At 61.7% G+C, this 19134-nt stretch carries 20 protein-coding genes and 1 pseudogene; 8 read left to right on the top strand and 13 right to left on the bottom strand.

The features are described from left to right. Both fadH and CAPSK01_RS10455 read left to right on the top strand, forming a co-directional pair. Positions 1–377, top strand: a pseudogene (gene fadH / locus CAPSK01_RS10460) (NADPH-dependent 2,4-dienoyl-CoA reductase); the annotation flags it as partial. A gap of 5 nt (positions 378–382) precedes the next feature. After that, a complete protein-coding gene (locus tag CAPSK01_RS10455) occupies positions 383–967 on the top strand; it encodes a TetR/AcrR family transcriptional regulator (RefSeq protein WP_034926121.1) in 585 nt (194 codons plus the stop codon). A gap of 53 nt (positions 968–1020) precedes the next feature. Here CAPSK01_RS10455 and CAPSK01_RS10450 read toward each other — a convergent pair whose 3' ends face one another. The 5 genes from CAPSK01_RS10450 to CAPSK01_RS10430 form a co-directional block, all read right to left on the bottom strand. Next, the gene (locus CAPSK01_RS10450) at positions 1021–1875 is read right to left on the bottom strand and encodes a sulfurtransferase (RefSeq protein ID WP_034926119.1); all 855 of its coding nucleotides are present in this window, start codon (positions 1873–1875) and stop codon (positions 1021–1023) included. Next, positions 1872–2231 (bottom strand): STAS/SEC14 domain-containing protein, encoded by a 360-nt coding sequence (locus tag CAPSK01_RS10445; RefSeq protein WP_034926117.1) that lies wholly within the window; start codon positions 2229–2231, stop codon positions 1872–1874. The genes CAPSK01_RS10450 and CAPSK01_RS10445 overlap by 4 nt, the downstream gene beginning before the upstream one ends. Positions 2232–2300: 69 nt before the next feature. Beyond that, positions 2301–3695, bottom strand: coding sequence for a serine/threonine-protein kinase (locus tag CAPSK01_RS10440; RefSeq protein WP_034926115.1), 1395 nt, complete (start codon positions 3693–3695; stop codon positions 2301–2303). 18 nt (positions 3696–3713) lie between these two features. Next, positions 3714–4586: a DUF3365 domain-containing protein gene (locus CAPSK01_RS10435; protein WP_034926114.1), complete on the bottom strand. Its 873-nt coding sequence runs from the start codon at positions 4584–4586 to the stop codon at positions 3714–3716. 194 nt (positions 4587–4780) lie between these two features. After that, positions 4781–5143 carry a hypothetical protein gene (locus CAPSK01_RS10430; RefSeq protein WP_273703479.1) on the bottom strand — a complete coding sequence of 121 codons (363 nt, stop codon included), beginning with the start codon at positions 5141–5143 and terminating at the stop codon, positions 4781–4783. Between the two features lie 145 nt (positions 5144–5288). Between CAPSK01_RS10430 and CAPSK01_RS10425 the strand changes: the two genes are divergently transcribed. The 4 genes from CAPSK01_RS10425 (at position 5289) to CAPSK01_RS10410 (ending at position 9152) form a co-directional block, all read left to right on the top strand. Further along, on the top strand, positions 5289–5540 hold the full coding sequence (locus tag CAPSK01_RS10425; protein ID WP_034926111.1) for an acyl carrier protein: 252 nt from the start codon (positions 5289–5291) through the stop codon (positions 5538–5540). A gap of 122 nt (positions 5541–5662) precedes the next feature. Beyond that, positions 5663–6847 (top strand): lipocalin family protein, encoded by a 1185-nt coding sequence (locus CAPSK01_RS10420; protein ID WP_034926109.1) that lies wholly within the window; start codon positions 5663–5665, stop codon positions 6845–6847. Positions 6848–6956: 109 nt separating this feature from the next. Beyond that, positions 6957–8495, top strand: coding sequence for a murein biosynthesis integral membrane protein MurJ (gene murJ, locus CAPSK01_RS10415; RefSeq protein ID WP_034926108.1), 1539 nt, complete (start codon positions 6957–6959; stop codon positions 8493–8495). Between the two features lie 21 nt (positions 8496–8516). Beyond that, positions 8517–9152, top strand: a complete 636-nt coding sequence (locus tag CAPSK01_RS10410; RefSeq protein WP_034926106.1) for a YbhB/YbcL family Raf kinase inhibitor-like protein — start codon at positions 8517–8519, stop codon at positions 9150–9152. Positions 9153–9365: 213 nt separating this feature from the next. On the opposite strand, the gene CAPSK01_RS10405 is transcribed toward CAPSK01_RS10410, so the two are convergent. The 7 genes from CAPSK01_RS10405 to CAPSK01_RS10375 all read right to left on the bottom strand — a co-directional run bounded on the left by CAPSK01_RS10405 (position 9366) and on the right by CAPSK01_RS10375 (position 15757). Continuing rightward, entirely contained in the window at positions 9366–11774 is a 2409-nt protein-coding gene (locus CAPSK01_RS10405; protein WP_034926105.1) for a sodium-translocating pyrophosphatase, read from the bottom strand. A 141-nt stretch (positions 11775–11915) separates the two neighbouring features. Further along, positions 11916–12569: an adenylate kinase gene (adk, locus tag CAPSK01_RS10400; protein WP_034926103.1), complete on the bottom strand. Its 654-nt coding sequence runs from the start codon at positions 12567–12569 to the stop codon at positions 11916–11918. 131 nt (positions 12570–12700) lie between these two features. Continuing rightward, positions 12701–13465, bottom strand: coding sequence for a 3-deoxy-manno-octulosonate cytidylyltransferase (gene kdsB, locus CAPSK01_RS10395; RefSeq protein ID WP_273703478.1), 765 nt, complete (start codon positions 13463–13465; stop codon positions 12701–12703). A gap of 39 nt (positions 13466–13504) precedes the next feature. Beyond that, complete coding sequence (locus tag CAPSK01_RS10390) at positions 13505–13681, bottom strand: Trm112 family protein (protein WP_034926100.1); 177 nt, start codon at positions 13679–13681, stop codon at positions 13505–13507. Next, complete coding sequence (gene lpxK, locus CAPSK01_RS10385) at positions 13662–14714, bottom strand: tetraacyldisaccharide 4'-kinase (protein ID WP_273703477.1); 1053 nt, start codon at positions 14712–14714, stop codon at positions 13662–13664. The genes CAPSK01_RS10390 and lpxK overlap by 20 nt, the downstream gene beginning before the upstream one ends. Positions 14715–14719: 5 nt before the next feature. Further along, a complete protein-coding gene (locus CAPSK01_RS10380) occupies positions 14720–15136 on the bottom strand; it encodes a biopolymer transporter ExbD (protein WP_034926098.1) in 417 nt (138 codons plus the stop codon). A gap of 12 nt (positions 15137–15148) precedes the next feature. Further along, positions 15149–15757: a MotA/TolQ/ExbB proton channel family protein gene (locus tag CAPSK01_RS10375; RefSeq protein ID WP_034926132.1), complete on the bottom strand. Its 609-nt coding sequence runs from the start codon at positions 15755–15757 to the stop codon at positions 15149–15151. 302 nt (positions 15758–16059) lie between these two features. Between CAPSK01_RS10375 and xseA the strand changes: the two genes are divergently transcribed. Then, a complete protein-coding gene (gene xseA / locus CAPSK01_RS10370; RefSeq protein WP_034926096.1) occupies positions 16060–17469 on the top strand; it encodes an exodeoxyribonuclease VII large subunit in 1410 nt (469 codons plus the stop codon). A 99-nt stretch (positions 17470–17568) separates the two neighbouring features. Further along, entirely contained in the window at positions 17569–18156 is a 588-nt protein-coding gene (locus CAPSK01_RS10365) for a Fe-Mn family superoxide dismutase (RefSeq protein ID WP_034926095.1), read from the top strand. A gap of 151 nt (positions 18157–18307) precedes the next feature. Here the strand turns inward: CAPSK01_RS10365 and CAPSK01_RS10360 are convergent, their stop codons facing one another. After that, positions 18308–18922, bottom strand: a complete 615-nt coding sequence (locus tag CAPSK01_RS10360) for a cytochrome b/b6 domain-containing protein (RefSeq protein ID WP_034926093.1) — start codon at positions 18920–18922, stop codon at positions 18308–18310. Between the last annotated feature and the right edge of the window lie 212 nt (positions 18923–19134).

Here is a 19134-nt window from a genome sequence, read left to right as displayed (position 1 = left end):
CACCGATCCCGGCAGCCACACCACGCCAGGTCTGGCTGCTGCAGCGCAAGGCCGCCAAGGTCGGCGACGGGCTGGCCAAGACCACCGGCTGGATTCGTCGCACCTTGCTCAAGAAGCGTGGCGTACAGATGCTCTCCGGGGTGACGTACGAGCGCATCGACGACGCCGGCCTGCACCTCATCGTCGATGGCCAGCCGCAGTGCCTGCCGGTGGAGCATGTGATCGTCTGCGCCGGTCAGGAACCGCGCCGCGATCTCGAAGCCGGTCTGCGCGCCGCCAACGTGCCGCTGTCGCTGATCGGCGGCGCCGATGTCGCCAACGAACTCGACGCGAAACGCGCCATCGATCAGGGAACGCGCCTGGCGGCGACGCTCTGATCGCCATGCCGGCCGGCCGCAAACGGCAAGGCCCGCTGGAAGCGAACCGCCGCGAAGAACTGTTGCAAGCGGCGGCCCGCCTGTTCGTCGAGAAAGGTTTTGACGCGACCACCACGCGTGACATCGCCAGGGCGGTCGGGATGCGCTCAGGCAGCCCCTTCTACCATTTCCGCAGCAAGCAGGAACTGCTCAAGGCGGCAATGATCGCAGGCCTGGAGACCGGCTACCAGCGCCTGCAGGCAGCCAGCGAGGGCATTGTCGACCCTGCGCAGCGCCTGCGGGTGATGATCCGCGTCCATCTCGGGAACCTCCTCGAGGGCAATTGCCAGGTGCCGATGCTGCTCTACGAATCGCGCGCGCTCGACGCCGCGGCGAGGGCCGAAATCGCCGCGGTCACCGACCGCTACCAGGAAACGTGGCAGGCAACGCTTGACGAACTGGCAGCCAGCGGCAAACTCCGCAGTTCGGCAGCGCCGCTGCGCCTGTTGCTCTTCGGCATGCTCAACTGGAGCAGCCAGTGGTACCGGCCGGACGGTGCGCTGTCGCTCGACCAGATCGCCGCTGCCGCGGCCGATCTGTTGTTAATGTGAAAGCCGCGTGTTCATGACTTTCATGATCGAGAGGCCTGGAAAAGTCATGACCGTCAGACTGCGGGAGCCTGGCAGGCCACCGGCCGCGCCGAATCACTGCACCACTCGCTCCACGAACCGGCATAGAGGCGCGCGCCCGGCAATCCGGCAACCTCCATCGCCAGCAGGTTGTGACAGGCGGTGACGCCGGAACCGCAAGACATCACCACCTGCGCCGGCGAACGACCGGCCAGCAGGGCCAGAAACTCGCGGCGCAGTTCACCGGCCGGGCGAAAGCAGCCGTCGGCGTCGAGATTGTCGCGGAAGAAGCGGTTGAGTGCGCCGGGAATATGCCCGCCGACCGGATCGAGGGTTTCGTTCTCGCCACGAAAGCGGTCAGGGGAACGCGCATCGATCAGGCAGAAGCTGCTCTGCCCAAGACTGGCGAGCACCGCGTCGCTGCTGGTCAGCACGTCACGCAGATCGACTTTCAGCACCACCGGCGGTGAACTCGGAATATCGGTGGCCAGAGGCCGCCCCTCCGCCCGCCAGCGATCGATGCCACCGTCGAGAAGCGCGACGCGATCATGGCCAAGCCAGCGCAGCAACCACCACAGCCGGCTGGCAAAGGCGCCGCCGGCGTCGTCATAGGCGACCACCTGCGTGTCCATGGCGACGCCCGCGGCACTCAGCTTGTCGGCCAGCAGGTGCGGATCAGGCAAGGGATGACGACCGTTGCGACCATTCATCGGTCCCGACAGATCCTGGTCGAGATGCAGGAAGAAGGCGCCCGGCAGGTGAGCGTGCGCGTAGGCCCGACGGCCCGCAGCCGGATCACTCAGTTGATGACGGCAATCAAAGACACGCCAGCCGGGGTCGATGAGATGATCGGCAAGGACGGCGCTGCTGACCAGCGTTGTATGGCTCACGCCAGTCCCTCTTCTTCAGCCAGCCAGGCACGTGCCTCGACTTCCTCATCGAAGACGCGCATCTGGGCATGAACGAAAATCTGCGACAACCAGGCGCTCCACGCTACCCACTGGCTATGCGTCAGGACGGCAATACGGCTGAAGTCGTTGGCGTGCGCACGCGCAAAGACGATATCTTCCCAGGCCACATCGAGCGTGAAGTCGGCCATTTCGCGCAGATCGAACCACAGGTCGACCGGCCCCTCGAACTGGATCGCGAAATTGACGGCATTCTCGAACTCCTTGTAGTCGGCAAGCGTGAATTCCGCATACACCGTGACTTCGACCCGCTTCGGCTGTTGTTCGATGACAATCATGGCAGACTCCATTTGGCGATGCGCCAGTTTAGCACCAGTCCCGCCCGGCAGGTCTGTGCAGCTGACCGGTCAGGCGAAACCCTTGAGAAAGGCAGCGCGCTCGGGTTCGGAGTCGATATGCTCGGAGAGCTTTCGGTAGAGTTCCTGGACGTTGCCTGAATCGTTGGCTGCCCGCTTGATGAGCACTCGAGCGAGCGGTCCGACGTACTGCGCGAGGCGTTTCTCGGCCGCGGCAAGTGTCGCGGGATCGAAAACCCCCACCGGTGTTGCCGATGTCGGTTCGGGCGGGTTGGTCGACCTTGGCGGCATCGATGCGGAAGTGGCCTTTTTCAATTGCTCGATACGCTTCAGGAAATCGGTACGTTCGACGCCTTCGGGAATGTTTTCGGCGAGCGTGGCGCAGAATTCCTCGATGTTCCTGGCCTGGATCATCCCCTTGCGCACCAGATGTTTGGCGACCGGACCGATCGACCTGATCAGCGAGGACTCGATTTCGTCCAGCGCCTCCTGGGGCAGCGGCAGCGGCGTTGACGCGCTCGCAGATCGCGTGCCGGCGCGGCCACTCCTGGCGCCACCGGCGACCGGTTCGGGCGGCGGCAGGCTGTCGGTGCTGCTGCCAGGGGGCCTGGCCACCGGCTTGCTCTGGATGAAGGCCGCCAACAACGCGTTGTTGAATTCGCGGGCGCTCTGGAAACGCTGGTCAGGTTTTTTCGCCAGCGCGCGCCTGAGCACGGCGTCGAAAACCGGTGGCAGTGAAGGTACGATTGCTGACGGTGGTGCAGGCTCGACGTTCATCACCTTGTGCATCACCGCGACCGGCGTCTCGGCGAGAAATGGCCCACGCCCGGTCAGCATTTCGTAGAGGATGACCCCGGCCGACCACAGGTCGGCGCGGTGGTCGGCAGGCAAGCCCAGCAGTTGCTCGGGAGAGATGTGCGTCGGCGTACCAATCACGGTGCCCACCTGCGTGAGCGATGAATTCTCGATCTTGGCGACCCCGAAGTCCATGACCTTGATCTTCATCCCGCCCAGGACCATGACGTTGGTCGGCTTGATGTCACGATGCACGACATCGTGCTGGTGCGAATAGTCGAGTGCTGCGAACAGTTGCTTCATTACCTCGAAAACATCGATCAGTTCGAAGTGGCCGCGCTCGCGCATGCACTGGCGCAACAACTTTCCCTGCACGTACTCCATGACGATAAACGCCCCTCTTTCGTCCTCTCCGTATTCGTATACACCGACAATGCCCGGATGCTGCAGTCTCCCTCCGGCCTGCGCCTCCTGCTTGAAGCGTGCCACTGCGGCCTCCGATTCAACGTTGGCCAGGTACTCGGCGAGAATCGTCTTGATCGCCACCGGACGTTTGATGACCGGGTCGAAACCTTCGTAAACTGCGCCCATCGCACCCTTGCCGAGTTCGCGGCGGATCTCGTACTTGCCGATGAATTCAGGGAGGGACATGGCGTGGTCGTTCCGCGCTCAGCTCTCGATCAGCTTGATGGCTTTTTGCAGGCTGCGGCGCATGCGGTTGAAGGAGTTCGCCAGAACGTCGATCTCGTCCCCGGTGTGCGACGGGAATTCCGGCACCGAGAAGTCGCCGGTGGAAATCCTGTCGGCGGCTGCCGACATGCTCGAGATGGGCCTGATGATGAGCATGGACAGCATGATGTTGAGGACCACGAAAGTGGCCAGGAAGATGCCGCCGAGCGAGAGCATGAAGCTGTTGAAGGTGCGCTGCGCATTGGCCAGCGGCACGGACATCGGCACTGAAACCACCTGTGCGCCAACCGTCTCCATGTGTTTCCAGCCGAAACCATTGTTCGGGCCGTAGATTCTGATCATCGATTCCGGTGCTGCGTCGGGAACGCTGTGGCAGATCAGGCACGCCGGGTCGGTGATGGTAATCGGCCGTGCCAGGTAGAGCATGCGGCCGGTCGGTGTTTCTCGCTCGCCGGCAAGTTCTCTGGCACTGCCGTCAGCGCGAAATTTCTGCACCAGATCACTTTCCCATTCCACCGCGCGATCGCGTGGATTGGTAGGATTGAGCGTCGCCTCCTTGTAGGTGAAGTCCGGATACTTCACGGCCAGGTTGCTGAACACCTCTGTGGCGGCATAGGCGGGCACCGTCTGCGGCAGGAAAGTCTGTTCCAACTGGGAGTCGAGAAGCGGCTTCACCTGCCTGACCGTGTAGCCGCGCACCGACAGCGCGGACTCCATCATCAGGCCGGCATTGCGCAGCGTCTCCTGTTTGGCGTTCTCGTCGAGCAGGCGGTGCGAAACGTACGCCGACATGCCCATGCCGGCGCCAAAGACCAGCAGAAGCACCAGGTTGAATTTCAGTCGCAGACCCATGAGCACGGTCCCTAGCAAGAATGGGATGAAAAACGCAATGGCAGCGCCGGGAGTATATGTTCCCCCATCAACTGCGGTCAATTCATGGATTTTTCCCGGGTGCGTGCCGGCAAAACCCCGACCAGTAAAAGCAGAACCGGGTCAAAAAGGCTTCCCTGGCGCGCGCGCCCGCTGCTGGAAGGCTCCTGTTTCCATCAACCGAGGATCATGATTCTCAAGCGTTGAAGGAAGCCGAGGCTCTTCCACCAGAGCAGGCCGTTCTCCAGAAGCTGGGTGCCGGATTCGGTCAAGGCGAGCTTTCGGGCACCCAATTCGGTCGCCCCGGTATCGGCGATAAAGCCAGCATCCATCAGGTACTTGGCGATCACTGGCTGAACCTGCTGACCATCGAGCAACCAACGGCTGCCATAGCCATCATCGTCACCCTTCAACATCAGCATGGGCCGACGCTGCCGCAGGAGCCGAAGCACCACGAGCGTCTGCGCCCGATCGGGAATCAAGTGGGTTGGAGAGGCGTTCATCGAGCACTCTATTATGAACCTCTGGAGCGTTGCCATGCAGGGCCGAATCGACCTGTAGTGGCGGTAGCGACGTGCGCTATTGCACAAAGCGCCCTCCTGCACTCGGTATAATCGCCGCTCAATCACCAACCTCGCTTGCCCAGCGGGCGGCCAGCGGGGAAATCCCCTGACAGGAGCTTACATGGATATCAGAAACGAAGTGGTCGCCGTTCTTGACGAAGTCTTGAGCCTCAAGGGCCGGGCGAGTGAATTCGCGCTCGACACCCCCTTGCTCGGCGCAATTCCTGAACTTGATTCGATGGCGGTAGTCTCCTTGATTACCACACTCGAAGAACATTTCGGGTTTACGGTCGAAGACGACGAGATCGACGGATCGGTGTTCGCTTCGCTTGCGACGCTGATCGACTTCGTTGAAGGTAAACTGGCCGACTGAGCATTGACCCAGACCTTTGCCATCGGCTTCCTCTCGCCGGCGAGTATGGGCGGAAAGATCGGGATCGACATAGACGCTACGCATACCGGTCAAACACTGACGAAACGAGAGGAGCTGTTCGAATGAACACTGGAACAAGTCGCTCGTATGGAATTCGCCAGCACAGCCGTGGCAAGACCCGCCCTGGTTCGTCGCGCTGGTTCAGGCGTTATCGCTGGCTGATCATTGCCGGCTGGCTGATCATGATGGTGGCGGTCGGCTGGGTCCTCTTCTCCCGCTCCGACAGGATACCCCTGGCTGCAAGTCCCGGTGGGGTGACCGAACAGCCGGCGACACCTGCGTCCGCCACGATGCCGCCGGTAAAGCTACCCGCCGACGATGCTGCACATGAAATGCTGACCGAATGGTGGTACTACAGTGGCCACCTGCAGACCGACTCAGGCGAACGTTATTCGTTTCATATCGCCGCCTTCCTGCGCAAAGGGACGCTCACTCACACCGTATTCCACGGCTCACTACTCGACCATCAGACCGAGAAGCTCTATGCCGAACAGGCACGCACCGCAGGCAACCCATCGGATGGACGCCGCGACGGATTTGCTTTCAAGTTCGGCAGCTGGCAATTGCAGGGCGAGGGCGCGCAACATGCAGCGAAGATGGCCGGCAAGGATTTTGCGCTCGATCTGCAGCTCAATGACAGCCGCCAACCGCTCCTGCACCAGGCACCGGGTACGCCGATCGCCGGCCTGCTGGATTTCGGTGTCGCCGGCAAGAGTTATTACACTTCGCGCCCACGCATGGCTGCGCAGGGAGTTCTGACCATTGGCGGCACTGCCAGGAAGGTGCATGGCGAAGTCTGGTTCGATCATCAGTGGGGTGACTTTGAAGCGGCAAAGCTGCGCTGGAACTGGTTTGCGCTGCAACTGACGGATGGTGCGGACCTGATGATCTTCGAACTTTTCGATCGCCAGGGCGAGCCAGTACTGCGCATGGGAACCTATAGCAAGGACGGCGAGGTCAGCGCACTCGGCGCATCCGACTTCGAGGCAAGCTCCCGCGGCACCTGGAAAAGCCCTTCTTCAGGAGGAGTGCTCTATCCGGTCCACTGGACGATCGCGGTACCCGCCAGGGGCCTCAAGCTGAAAGTCGACCCGGTGATCCGGGCCAGTGAGTTCGACGCCCGGACAACGACGCTGAACGTCTATTGGGAAGGTGCGGTCAAGTTGAGTGGCTCGCATCGCGGCGTCGGTTTCATGGAACTGAGCGGCTACCATCCGTCACTCCAGCAAGCGGCGACCAGCCAGTAAGCAGGCAGATGCGTGCTGGCTGCCCGGAAGACGTGTCCCGCGTTTTGCTTGCCGAGGTCCAGGCGCTAAGATGACGGGATTGCGCCTGAGAGGCGCTCCCGGATAGACCATGAACCTCCTGAAGACCCTCGCCACCGTCAGCAGCATGACCTTGCTGTCGCGGATACTCGGCTTTGTCCGCGATTTCGTGATCGCCCGCGCTTTCGGTGCCGGGGCGTTGACCGACGCGTTCTTTGTCGCCTTCAAACTCCCCAACCTGTTGCGCCGCCTGTTTGCCGAAGGCGCTTTTTCGCAGGCCTTCGTTCCGGTCCTGGGTCAATACCGGAACCAGCGTTCAGGCGAGGAGACCCGGCAGTTGGTGGACCGTGTCGCGAGTCTGCTGTTTCTTGTCGTACTGGCGGTAACCCTGCTCGGCATGGCGGGCGCACCGGTGCTCGTGTACCTTTCGGCCCCGGGTTTTACGGATGACCCCGAAAAGTTTGCCCTGACCGTCAAACTGACGCGCATCACTTTCCCCTACATCCTTTTCATGTCGCTGGTCGCGCTGGCCGGTGGCATTCTCAATACCTGGAGCCGCTTCGCCGTACCCGCATTCACGCCGGTGCTGCTCAACGTTTCGTTCATTCTGATGGCGCTCCTTGCCATCCCCTACTTCGACCCGCCGGTCATGGCACTCGGCTGGGCCGTCTTTCTTGGCGGTGCCCTGCAGCTCGCTTTCCAGATCCCCAGCCTGCAGCGTCTTGGCATGCTGCCAAGATTCTCGATCAATCTGCACGACGAGGGGGTCAGGCGCATCTTTCGCCTGATGGCGCCAGCCGTGCTTGGCGTTTCCGTGGCGCAGGTCAGCCTGCTGCTGAACACCGTTTTTGCTTCTTTCCTGAGTACCGGCAGCGTCTCCTGGCTCTATTACGCCGATCGCCTGATGGAGTTTCCGGCCGGCATGCTCGGCGCCGCACTCGGCACCATCCTGCTTCCCTCGCTGGCCAAGTGCCATGCTGCTGAGCAACACGATGAATATTCCCGATTGCTCGACTGGGGCTTGCGGCTGACCTTTCTGCTGGCGGCGCCAGCGGCTCTGGCACTCGGCATGCTCGCCGTGCCGCTGATTACCACGCTGTTCCATCATGGCGCTTTCACCGCCAACGACGTGCTCAGGACGCGTGACGCATTGGTCGCCTACAGTGTCGGGCTGCTCGGCCTGATTCTGGTCAAAGTGCTGGCGCCCGGCTTTTACGCCCGCCAGAATATCCGTACTCCGGTCAGGATCGCACTGCTGACCCTTTTCGTTACGCAAGTGCTGAACCTGCTCCTGATCGGCTGGCTGCAACATGCCGGCCTGGCCCTTGCGATCGGGCTGGCTGCCAGCCTCAACGCCACGCTGCTCTACCGCGGTCTTCGCCAGCGAGGCATTTATACCCCGCAGCCTGGCTGGCTGCTATTCTACGGCAGGCTCGCTTTCGCCATGCTGAGCATGGGCGCTGCGCTGTGGTTTGTGATCGGCCCAACGGTCGATTGGCTCAACTGGCGCCTCGGAGAACGATTGCTGCGTCTTTCCGTGGCGGTCGGCTTCGGTGCAGGCGTCTATTTCGCTACACTATGGGTCGCAGGTTTTCGCCTGCGCGACTTCAAACGCAGTGCGGCCGAGTAATCAATCAGGAGGAGATTTACGATGATATTGATCAGCAGCAGCTTCAGTGACGGGCAACCGATCCCCGGTGAGTTTGCATTCTGTATTCCCGACCCCGAACACCATGTTTGCCTGGGCAGCAATCGCAACCCGCATCTGGCATGGCGCAGTGCGCCGGCGGGAACCCGCTCGTTCGCCCTGATCTGCCACGACCCGGATGTGCCGAGTCAGGGCGATGACGTCAATCAGGAAGACCGCACGGTTCCGGCATCGCTGGCGCGGGTGGACTTCTTTCACTGGGTGCTGCTTGATTTGCCGGCCACACTCGGCGAGATCAGGGCAGGCGAATTTTCCAATGATGTCACGCCACGTGGCAAACCTGGTCCGCACGCTCCGCATGACGCACGCCAGGGAATCAATGACTATACCCACTGGTTCGCCGGCGACAATGACATGCGTGGCGACTACTACGGCTACGATGGTCCCTGCCCGCCCTGGAACGACGAGATTGTCCACCGTTACGTATTTACCGTTTTCGCACTGGATGTCGCCAGACTGGACATCGATGGCAAGCTGACCGGCCAGAAACTGCGTGCGGCAATGCAGGGACACATTCTTGCCGAAGCGAGTCTGACCGGTACCTATACCCTCAATCCATTGCTCATTACCGAATCTTAATGTGAAAGTCGCGTCAGCGACTCACGAATCTCCCCTCCCCACTTGTGGGGGAGGGGTCGGGGGAGAGGGAAACGGTCATGACTTTCATGATCCGGGGTGCCTTGCAAAGTCATGACCGTTAGCTCAGGAAGCCGCACGGTTTTCTTGCAGTTGGAAACGAAAAGGGCCGCAAAGCGGCCTTTTTCGTTGATCAGGACAGAGAGCGTATGCAAATTACTGCACGCTGACCTCAACACGACGCGCCTCGGCGGGGTCTCCGGTGCCGGTGGTCACCATGGGCTTCCTGAGTTCGATGCGCTCCTCGGCGATACCGACGTTCTTCAGGGCATCACGTACGGCGATCGCACGTTTCTTGGCGACCTCCTCGTTGGCCGCCTGGCTGCCACTCGTGTCATGAAATCCAGAGATGGCGAGCTTCGCAGCCGGATGGTCCTTGGCATAAGCAACGACGACTTCGAGGGTCTTGCCGGCATCGGCCGGGATTTCCGCTGCCCCCACCGCGAAGTACAACTTGGCTGCCGCCGGTACCGCTATCGTAGCCGTGGCGGCGGGCTTGGCCACCACCGTGGCCGGCGGTACCATCAAGGGAACGATCATCAGGGCAACGATGTTGATGATCTTGATCAGCGGGTTGACCGCCGGACCCGCCGTGTCCTTGTAGGGATCGCCGACGGTGTCGCCGGTCACCGACGCTTTGTGGGCATCGGAGCCTTTGCCCCCAAAATGGCCGTCCTCGATGTACTTCTTGGCGTTATCCCAGGCGCCACCACCGGTGGTCATCGAGATGGCCACGAACAGGCCGGTGATGATTGTCCCCATCAACAGCCCGCCGAGCGCTTTCGGGCCAAGCAGCAGTCCAACCAGCACCGGCACCAGCACTGGCAGCAGCGAAGGAATGATCATTTCCCGAATCGCCGCGACAGTCAGCATGCCGACGGCGCGCGAGTAGTCGGGTTTCGCCTTGCCTTCCATGATGCCCTTGATTTCCTTGAACTGCCTGCGCACTTCGATGACCACTGCCCCGGCCGCACGGCCCACCGCCTCCATCGCCATGGCGGCAAAGAGGTAGGGAATCAGACCGCCAAGAAAGAGGCCGATGATCACCTCGTGATCAGACAGGTCGAAGCGCAGGCCCCCCCAGTTGATTTCCAGGGCATGCGTGTAGTCGGCGAAGAGCACCAGCGCAGCCAGACCCGCCGAACCGATGGCATAGCCTTTGGTGACGGCCTTGGTGGTATTGCCGACCGCGTCGAGCGGGTCGGTCACGTCACGCACCGACTTCGGCAGACCGGACATTTCGGCGATACCGCCGGCGTTGTCGGTGATCGGACCATAGGCATCCAGCGCGACGATGATGCCGGTCATTGACAGCATCGAGGTGGCCGCAATGGCGATGCCATACAGGCCGGCCAGCGCATGGGTGATGTAGATCGCTGCACAGACGCAGATCACCGGCAAGGCACAGGCTTTCATCGAAACTGCGAGGCCGGCGATGATGTTGGTGCCATGGCCGGTGGTCGAAGCTTCGGCGACGCGCTTGACCGGCGAGAAATCGGTACCGGTGTAGTACTCGGTGATCCAGACCAGTAATCCGGTCAGCACCAGGCCGATCGCCGCAGCCCAGAAGATATTCATCGAACTGATCAGGCTGCCATTGGCGAGGGTGATGCCATTACCGAGCAGCATGGTGGTGATCGGATAAAAGGCAATCAAGGCCAGTATGCCGGCCACCGCCAGACCGCGATAGAGGGCGTTCATGATCTTGCCGCCATCGCTCGCCTTGACGAAGAAACAGCCGATGATCGAAGCGATGATCGACACGCCACCAAGCACCAGCGGGTAGACGATCAGGTTGTCGGTGGCACCGACGACACCCTTGAGCATCATCGCGCTGAGCACCATCGTCGCCACCACGGTCACCGCGTAGGTCTCGAACAGGTCGGCGGCCATCCCGGCGCAATCGCCGACGTTGTCGCCGACGTTGTCGGCGATGACGGCCGGGTTGCGTGGATCATCCTCCGGGATACCGGCTTCGACCTTGCCGACCAGGTCGGCGCCAACGTCCGCACCCTTGGTGAAGATACCCCCGCCCAGCCGAGCGAAGATCGAGATCAGCGATCCGCCGAAGGCCAGGCCAACCAGTGGTTCCACCGAGTGCTGGAAGTCAGCGCCAGTACTCTTGAGAAAGGCGTAGTAGCCGGCCACGCCGAGGAGGCCGAGACCGACGACCAGCATGCCGGTGATCGCGCCCCCCTTGAAAGCGACGCTGAGCGCCGCGGAAATGCCACTGCGCGCGGCTTCGGCAGTACGCACATTGGCGCGCACCGAAACGTTCATCCCGATGAAGCCGGTGGCCCCCGAAAGCACCGCACCGATCAGAAAGCCGATGGCCATCAGCTTGCCGAGTGCAAACCAGATCAGCACGAAGAGCACGGCACCGACCAGACCAATCGTCGTGTACTGCTTGGCCAGGTAGGCAGAAGCACCTTCCTGGATGGCTTTGGCGATCTCCTGCATGCGTGGGTTACCGGCTGGCAACGAAAGAATCCATTTCGTCATTGCCGCGCCATAAAGCACTGCGATGACTGCGCACACCAGCGCGAACATCAAACCTGACGACATAAGCAACCTCCCTCTTTAAAGTGACCCGGACCCCCCGGAAAATTCCCGGGAGTCGGATTTACCCCAGTGCTACACGAAACGAACAACGTTCAAATTCTGAAGATGTTTCCTGCGCCGCAGTCCCAGTCTTATTGATGGCGGTCATTGCAAGGCCTCGAAGGCCGCCTTCATGATCTCCTCGACGCTCCCGACCCCGGCGATTCTGCGACACTTCGGTGCCCTTGGATCACCCGTTGCCGCCCAGGCGCGGTAGTATTCCAGCAGCGGCTCGGTCTGCGAATGATAGACCTGCAGCCGCTTCCTGACCGTTTCTTCCTGATCATCGTCGCGCTGAATGAGGTCCTCGCCGGTGACATCGTCTTTTCCGGCCAGCTTCGGCGGATTGAAGCGGAGGTGGTACGTGCGGCCGGAACCCGGATGCACGCGCCGACCGCTCATCCGCTCGATGATCTCCTCGTCGGCCACGTCGATTTCGAGCACGTAGTCGAGGGCCACACCGGCGACCTTCATCGCCTCGGCCTGCGGCAAGGTGCGCGGGAAACCATCAAACAGATAACCGCTCCGGCAGTCGTCCTGCTGCAGGCGATCCGTGACCAGGCCGATGATGATCTCGTCCGAGACCAGGCCACCCGCATCCATGACCTTCTTCGCCTCGACGCCGAGGGGCGTGCCGGCTTTCACTGCCGCACGCAGCATGTCCCCGGTGGAGATTTGCGGGATGCCGAATTTTTCACGAATGAACTGGGCTTGAGTGCCTTTGCCAGCGCCTGGAGCACCGAGCAGAATGAGTTTCATGGTTCGCCCTAAGAGAACATCAAATCAAGCGGTTTATCCAAAACTTCATGTACTTGCACTCCAGCTACCGAACTGTGGCAGAACGCTGTCGTGATCAACAGGCCGAAACTTACCCTCAAATGCGCGTACGGTCAAACGTTTTTGAACCATTCCTGCACGCGCTGTGCATCTTCCGGGGTATCCACGCCTGCGCTCGGCAGATCATCAACAATCGCCACGCTGATGCGCAGACCGTGCCACAGGGCGCGCAACTGCTCGAGCGCTTCAAGGTTTTCCAGCGGCGACGGGGCCAGCCCAGTATAGGTACGCAGGAAATGCGCGCGATAGGCGTACAGGCCAATGTGCCGGTAGGCAAGCATCCCGATCGGCAAGGTCTCACCGCCAGCTTCGCGAGAGAAGTGATCGCGCGCATAGGGAATCGGCGCTCGCGAAAAATACAGGGCGTCGCCACTGGCCGCCAGGACCACCTTGACAATATTCGGGTTGAAAAAATCAGCCGCTTCCGACAGCGGATGTGCCAATGTGGCGATCTCGGCACCACTTCCCACCAGTCGAGCGGCTGCATGGACCATCCAGGCCGGATCAATCAAAGGCTCGTCGCCCTGTACATTGACCACGATCGTATCGTCCAGCCAGCCCGACAGCTCGACCACCTCGGCCAGACGGTCGGTGCCGCTGGCGTGCTCCGATCGAGTCAGCAGGGCGCGCAGGCCGTGCCGCTCGACAGCCGCCAGCACCTCCGCGTGGTCGGTCGCCACGACCACTTCCTCGGCACCCGATAGCAGCGCACGCTCGGCCACCCGTACGACCATCGGCTTGCCACCGAGGTCGAGCAGAGGCTTGGCCGGCAAACGGGTCGAGGCATAGCGCGCGGGAATGACGACCTTGAAGCGCATCACTCCCTCCTCCTTCCTGCGGCCAGCATTCTGCCGCGGTCAGAGTTCGTCGATCGAGAACTGGCGGGCTTCTTCTTCGAGCATGATCGGGATCCCGTCGCGAATCGGAAAAGCCAGCCTGCAGGGTTTGCACAGCAGTTCCGATTGCGCCTTGCGGTATTCGAGATTGGCCTTGCAGATCGGGCAGACGAGAATGTCAAGCAGACGCGCGTCCATGCAGTTTCTCCAGAATGGTCTCGAACAGGGTCGCCTGGCCGGGCGGGGAACAACCGATGACCGCCTCGACCGGCAGCATCCAGGCCTCGCCGATGGCCAGCGTTGCGCATTTTACCGCATCTTTCTCGGTCATCAGCAGTACGCCGTCCCTGGCAAAGGCCAGGTCGCCGGCCTGATAGGAATGGTGATCGGGAAAGGGATGCGCTGCAAACTCGAGCCCGAGAGCTTGCAACTGCCGGAAAAAGCGGTGTGGATCGCCGATCCCGGCAATCGCATACAGCTTGCGGCCCTGCAGGTCGGCCACAGCGCAGCGGCGCTGTTCTCCGCTCACGGCAACGAAATGTCGGCCGACCAAGCGCATGTCGAATTGCGGTGAGTGCCGGGCCGTGTCCACCACCCGGGTCTCCGGTGGGCCATTCCACACCACGGCGTCCACCCCCGCCAGACGCCGTAAGGATTCCCGCAGGGGGCCGGCCGGCAGCAGCCGGCCGTTGCCGGTGCCGCGTCCGTCAAAGATCACCAGTTCGATCGAGCGTTGCAGGCGGTAGTGCTGCAGGCCGTCGTCGGAGACGATCACGTCGCATTCGGGGTGCGCTGCCAGCAAGGCCTGCCCGGCGGCAGGCCGGTCACGGCCGATGAAGACCGGAACGCCGCTGCGTCTGGCCAGCAACAAGGGTTCATCACCGACCAGAGAAGACGGCGAGGAGGCGTCCACCGGTCGCACCTGCCCGTCACTGCTGCCGTAGCCGCGACTGATGATCCCCGGTCGCCAGCCCTGCTCGCACAAGCGGTTCACCAACCATAACACTAAAGGGGTCTTGCCACTGCCGCCAACAGTCAGGTTGCCGACCACCACCACCGGCACCGGCAAGCGGTGCGAGTGCAGCAGCGCGGCGCGGTACAGCCAGCGCCGCAGTACGACCAGTCCGCCGAACAGCCAGGAAAACGGCAGCAAGGGCCAGAGTGCCGGCGCCAGACGGTGCTGATACCAGCGGCCGATCAGGCGCTGCACCATACTGGCACGAGCCATCATAGATATCAGTGCGGTGATTGGGTCGCGAAGGAAATCCGCGGATAGCCGGCCGTTTGCGCCGCCTGCATGATATCGACGACACTCTGATAGTTGGCCTTGGCATCGGCATTGATCACGATCACCGGTTCCTTGGTGTCGCCGGCTACCCGCCGCAAGGCTTCGCTGATCGCCTGTACGCTGACCGTGGTCAGCGGTACCTTGTTAACCAACACCTGGCCTGCCGCCGTCAACCCAACGCTGATTTCGTTGGGCGTCTCGGTCTGCTTGCTGGCGTCGGCAGTCGGCAGGTTGATCTCCAGACCGGAAAACTTGGCGTAGGTGGTCGTCAGCATCAGAAAGATGATGATCACCAACAGCACGTCGATCAGCGGGATCAGGTTGATTTCGGGAACGTCACTGGCGCGACCGCGGCGAAAGTTCATGACCCGTTCCTCTCAGGAACTGCGCTGGCCGTGCAGAACCTCGACCAGACGTACCGCCTGTTGCTGCATCTCGACCACGAAACTATCCACCAAGGCCCGAAAATGCCGCCAGAAGATCATGCTCGGAATCGCGATCAGCAGCCCGAAACCGGTATTGTACAGCGCCACCGAAATGCCGTGCGCGAGCTGTATGGGGTTGCTGCCACTCGGAGCTTGCGACCCGAAAATCTCGATCATGCCAACCACAGTACCGAACAGGCCCATCAGGGGGCTGATCGACGCAATTGTACCCAGCGTCGTCAAATAACGTTCGAGATTGTGCGACACGACGCCGCCGGCTTCCTCGATCGCTTCCTTCATGATCTCGCGCGAACTGCCAACATTTCGCAAACCGGCACCGAGGACGCGACCGAGCGGCGAGTGGGCTTCAAGATCACCGACCATGGCGGCGGTCACCCCATTCTGCCGGTACTCGGCGACGACCCTCTGCAGCAGGCCGGGGGGGACGACTTTACTGCGTCGCAGTGCCACCAGACGCTCGAGAATCAGTGCGACGGCAATGATCGACGCCAGAAGCAAGGGCCAGATTGGCCAACCAGCGGCCTGAACGATGGAAAACACGTTTTCCTCCGGGAGATTTTCACAAATGGGCACTTTAGCCTGCACCGGCGTTTGCAGCAAGCCCCGAAGTTTTTCATCCCCTGCATCGCGAATCGTTCTCTCTCCACAGAATCTGTGGATAAGCATGCCGGTAGTCTGTTGGTGAAACAGCCAAGTGCTTATCACGGAAGGAGTTTTCTGCCTGCCGGGAAAGCGGGCAGTGAGCAGGCGGGTGACGATCGCTCCGCATCGGCCAACAGCGGCGGATGCCATGCCTGCAACGCTGGCTGCGCAAGGCGACAACTGCCCTGTAGAATTCCTGCATGTCAGACCTTCTCGTCAGCACCGCCGACCTGGCCACGCCGATGCCGGTGCTCCCGGTGGCCGTCCTCAATCGCCTTGCCCGCGAGCGGCTCGAAGCGGTCTTTCCCCTCTGCTGGGTGGCTGGAGAGGTGTCCAATCTCAGCCAGGCATCTTCCGGGCATGTTTACTTCTCGCTCAAGGACAGCGTCGCGCAGGTCCGTTGTGTCATGTTCCGCAGCCGTGCGCAACTGCTTGGTTGGCGACTGGAGAACGGCCAGCACATCGAGGCACGCGTGCTGGTGACACTCTACGAGGCCCGCGGCGATTTCCAGCTCAACGTCGAAGCGGCTCGTCGCGCCGGTGTCGGCAACCTCCACGAACAATTCCTGCGCCTCAAGGACAAACTGGCGCGCGAAGGCCTGTTCGACAGCGCCGTCAAGCGCCCCCTGCCGGCCTTTCCACGCTGCATCGGCATCGTCACCTCACTGCAGGCGGCGGCGCTACGCGATGTCCTGAGCACACTCAAACGCCGCGCCGGCCAGGTCGGCATCGTCATTTATCCGACGCCGGTACAGGGTGACGGCGCGGCCGTCCAGATTGCCGCAGCCATACGCTGCGCTGGCGAGCGTCGGGAATGCGAGGTGCTGATCGTTTGTCGAGGGGGGGGCAGTATCGAAGACCTCTGGGCTTTCAACGACGAGGCCGTGGCACGGGCAGTGCGTGCCTGTCCTCTGCCGGTGATCAGCGGGATCGGTCATGAAACAGACTTCACCATTGCCGATTTTGCTGCCGATCAACGTGCGCCAACCCCCACCGCTGCCGCCGAGTTGGCGGCACCCGAACAGGTCGCGCTGCTCGCCCGCCTCGCCGCCTGTCGACTTGCCCTGCGCCGCCAGATTGATCAGCATCTCAACCAGCGGGGCCAACACCTGGACTGGCTCGCGCACCGACTGCAGCGCCCGTCGCAGTACCTGGCCCGCCACCGGGACAATCTGCAGCAGTTGCAGCGCCGCCTCGGCACCGGCCTGCTGCAGGCCAGCACGCAGGCACGAGGAACGCTGGCCAGCGTTACCCGTCGCCTGCTTTTGAGCCGCCCCGATCTGGCGCGCCCAGCCGGCCACCTCGAAGCGCTGGCAACGCGGATGCGCAGCGCCTGGCAGGTGACCGCGCAGGGCAGCTGCGCCGACCTTGCCCGTCTGGCAGCCGGTCTGGCGCACCTCAATCCGGCGGCGGTCCTCACTCGTGGCTACTGCATTGTCACCAACGCACAGGGACAGATCGTTCGCGCGAGCAAAATCCTGGAACCTGGGCAACAGATCGCTGTCTTCTTCCACCAAGGACGCGTCGAGGCGGCGGTACTGACGGTTTCCGAAGACGATGGCATTGCTCTCGCAGCACCCGCCATTGCCAGCGCCGCAAGCCCCGAATAGAATCCGGCAGCCAAGCGAAGGTCATGGCCATGCCAGACACCCCCGGAGTTTGCACGTCGTCCTTATTTCGCCCCATAACGAGCCTTACGGAGAACATCCATGGAACATCAGTTGCCGCCACTCCCCTTTGCCATCGACGCCCTTGCTCCGCACATGTCGCAGGAAACCCTGGAATACCACTATGGCAAGCACCACCAGGCCTACGTGACCAACCTCAACAACCTCATCAAGGGGAGTGAATACGAGGCACTCGACCTCGAAGCGATCGTCAGGAAGGCACCGGCAGGCGGAATTTACAATAACTCGGCGCAGGTCTGGAACCACACCTTTTTCTGGAATTGTCTGACACCCAATGGCGGCGGCGCACCGACGGGCGCCCTGGCCGCAGCCATTGACGCCAAATGGGGTTCCTTTGCCGATTTCACAAAGGCCTTTCAGGCTTCTGCCGTCGGCAACTTCGGATCGGGCTGGACCTGGCTGGTCAGGAAAGCCGACGGCTCGGTGGACATCGTCAACATGGGCGCTGCCGGCACGCCGCTGACTACCGGCGACCAGGCCCTGCTGTGTGTCGACGTCTGGGAGCATGCCTACTACATCGACTATCGCAACCTGCGTCCGAAGTTCGTCGAAACCTTTCTCGGCAGCCTTGCCAACTGGCGCTTCGCCGAGCAGAACTTCGCCGGCTAGTCACCACCATGGTATCGCGGTCGTCGTCTTGACACCGGCGCCGCGCTACCGCGTTGGAGAAGCCAGGGCTCAACAGGAAGAGGAAGACGCCCCGAAGGGGACACCTGTTTTTCTGCGGGCGTCAGTCAAGCCATCGCTTCAAGCTGTTTTCTCACACACGCTTGCGACCGGTGATCATTGCGCGCACCAGATTTTCGCGGTGCAAGAGACTTTCCCAAACGACGCCGATCAGGTGGCCGGCGATCAGCAGCAGCGTACCGTTGGTGGCCACTTCATGGGCTTCCTTGAGGGTGTCGATCAGGATGTCGCTGCTCCCGGTGAACCATCCCGCCAGCGGTCCCAGCCCCTTGTCGGCGCCGTACAGCGCCAGGCCGGTGACAATGGTCGCCGTCAAGGCCAGCAGCATGGCAACAATCATCGCACCACCCGCGGGGTTGTGTCCGAGGTGGCGTGGAGCGTTCAGCGTCAGCACCCCGTAAAGATAAGCGAGGATTTCACTGGGGCGATAGACAAAGTCGCTGAAACGGGCATAGCGCGGGCCGACGAAGCCCCAAAGCAGGCGAAACAGCAACAACCCGGCAAGCACATAGCCCGCCCAGACATGCACGACCTGCAGCAACTCGCCGTCCAACCGGTCCTGGAGACCTTCGAACAACTCGCCCTCCGAAAAATAAGCCGTACAGAAACTGAGCAGCAGTATCCAGTGGAACAGGCGAAGGAGCGGGTCCCAGACAGGAATTTCAATCGAATCGCTTGGAATGCTCATGATATGGTGTGGACGGTTTCTGACAGCGCCGCCCTGTCGACAGCAAGAAAGCGCGTGTGTGGATCACGGTAACTGACGAGGAGCGGCTGCTTACTTGCCCTCTTCGGAAACCAGAGCGCCGGTTTTGATTTCGTAGTGGACTTCCCACTTTTTCCCGTCGTTGCCATTGATCTTGACTTCCCAGGTCTTCTTGCCCTTCTTGGTGTCTTCAT

The sequence above is a fragment of the Candidatus Accumulibacter vicinus genome, from assembly GCF_000584955.1.
GTDB classification, from domain to species: Bacteria; Pseudomonadota; Gammaproteobacteria; order Burkholderiales; family Rhodocyclaceae; genus Accumulibacter; species Accumulibacter vicinus.
This window is presented reverse-complemented; position numbering and strand designations above follow the sequence as displayed.

Bases quoted from the DNA above. Each gene is read 5' to 3' on its own strand.
- CAPSK01_RS10455 (WP_034926121.1), top strand. From the start codon at position 383: ATGCCGGCCGGCCGCAAACGGCAAGGCCCGCTGGAAGCGAACCGCCGC.
- CAPSK01_RS10445 (WP_034926117.1), bottom strand. From the start codon at position 2,231: ATGATTGTCATCGAACAACAGCCGAAGCGGGTCGAAGTCACGGTGTAT.
- CAPSK01_RS10440 (WP_034926115.1), bottom strand. From the start codon at position 3,695: ATGTCCCTCCCTGAATTCATCGGCAAGTACGAGATCCGCCGCGAACTC.
- CAPSK01_RS10435 (WP_034926114.1), bottom strand. From the start codon at position 4,586: ATGGGTCTGCGACTGAAATTCAACCTGGTGCTTCTGCTGGTCTTTGGC.
- CAPSK01_RS10430 (WP_273703479.1), bottom strand. From the start codon at position 5,143: ATGGCAACGCTCCAGAGGTTCATAATAGAGTGCTCGATGAACGCCTCT.
- CAPSK01_RS10425 (WP_034926111.1), top strand. From the start codon at position 5,289: ATGGATATCAGAAACGAAGTGGTCGCCGTTCTTGACGAAGTCTTGAGC.
- CAPSK01_RS10420 (WP_034926109.1), top strand. From the start codon at position 5,663: ATGAACACTGGAACAAGTCGCTCGTATGGAATTCGCCAGCACAGCCGT.
- murJ (WP_034926108.1), top strand. From the start codon at position 6,957: ATGAACCTCCTGAAGACCCTCGCCACCGTCAGCAGCATGACCTTGCTG.
- CAPSK01_RS10410 (WP_034926106.1), top strand. From the start codon at position 8,517: ATGATATTGATCAGCAGCAGCTTCAGTGACGGGCAACCGATCCCCGGT.
- CAPSK01_RS10405 (WP_034926105.1), bottom strand. From the start codon at position 11,774: ATGTCGTCAGGTTTGATGTTCGCGCTGGTGTGCGCAGTCATCGCAGTG.
- adk (WP_034926103.1), bottom strand. From the start codon at position 12,569: ATGAAACTCATTCTGCTCGGTGCTCCAGGCGCTGGCAAAGGCACTCAA.
- kdsB (WP_273703478.1), bottom strand. From the start codon at position 13,465: ATGCGCTTCAAGGTCGTCATTCCCGCGCGCTATGCCTCGACCCGTTTG.
- CAPSK01_RS10390 (WP_034926100.1), bottom strand. From the start codon at position 13,681: ATGGACGCGCGTCTGCTTGACATTCTCGTCTGCCCGATCTGCAAGGCC.
- lpxK (WP_273703477.1), bottom strand. From the start codon at position 14,714: ATGATGGCTCGTGCCAGTATGGTGCAGCGCCTGATCGGCCGCTGGTAT.
- CAPSK01_RS10380 (WP_034926098.1), bottom strand. From the start codon at position 15,136: ATGAACTTTCGCCGCGGTCGCGCCAGTGACGTTCCCGAAATCAACCTG.
- xseA (WP_034926096.1), top strand. From the start codon at position 16,060: ATGTCAGACCTTCTCGTCAGCACCGCCGACCTGGCCACGCCGATGCCG.
- CAPSK01_RS10365 (WP_034926095.1), top strand. From the start codon at position 17,569: ATGGAACATCAGTTGCCGCCACTCCCCTTTGCCATCGACGCCCTTGCT.
- CAPSK01_RS10360 (WP_034926093.1), bottom strand. From the start codon at position 18,922: ATGAGCATTCCAAGCGATTCGATTGAAATTCCTGTCTGGGACCCGCTC.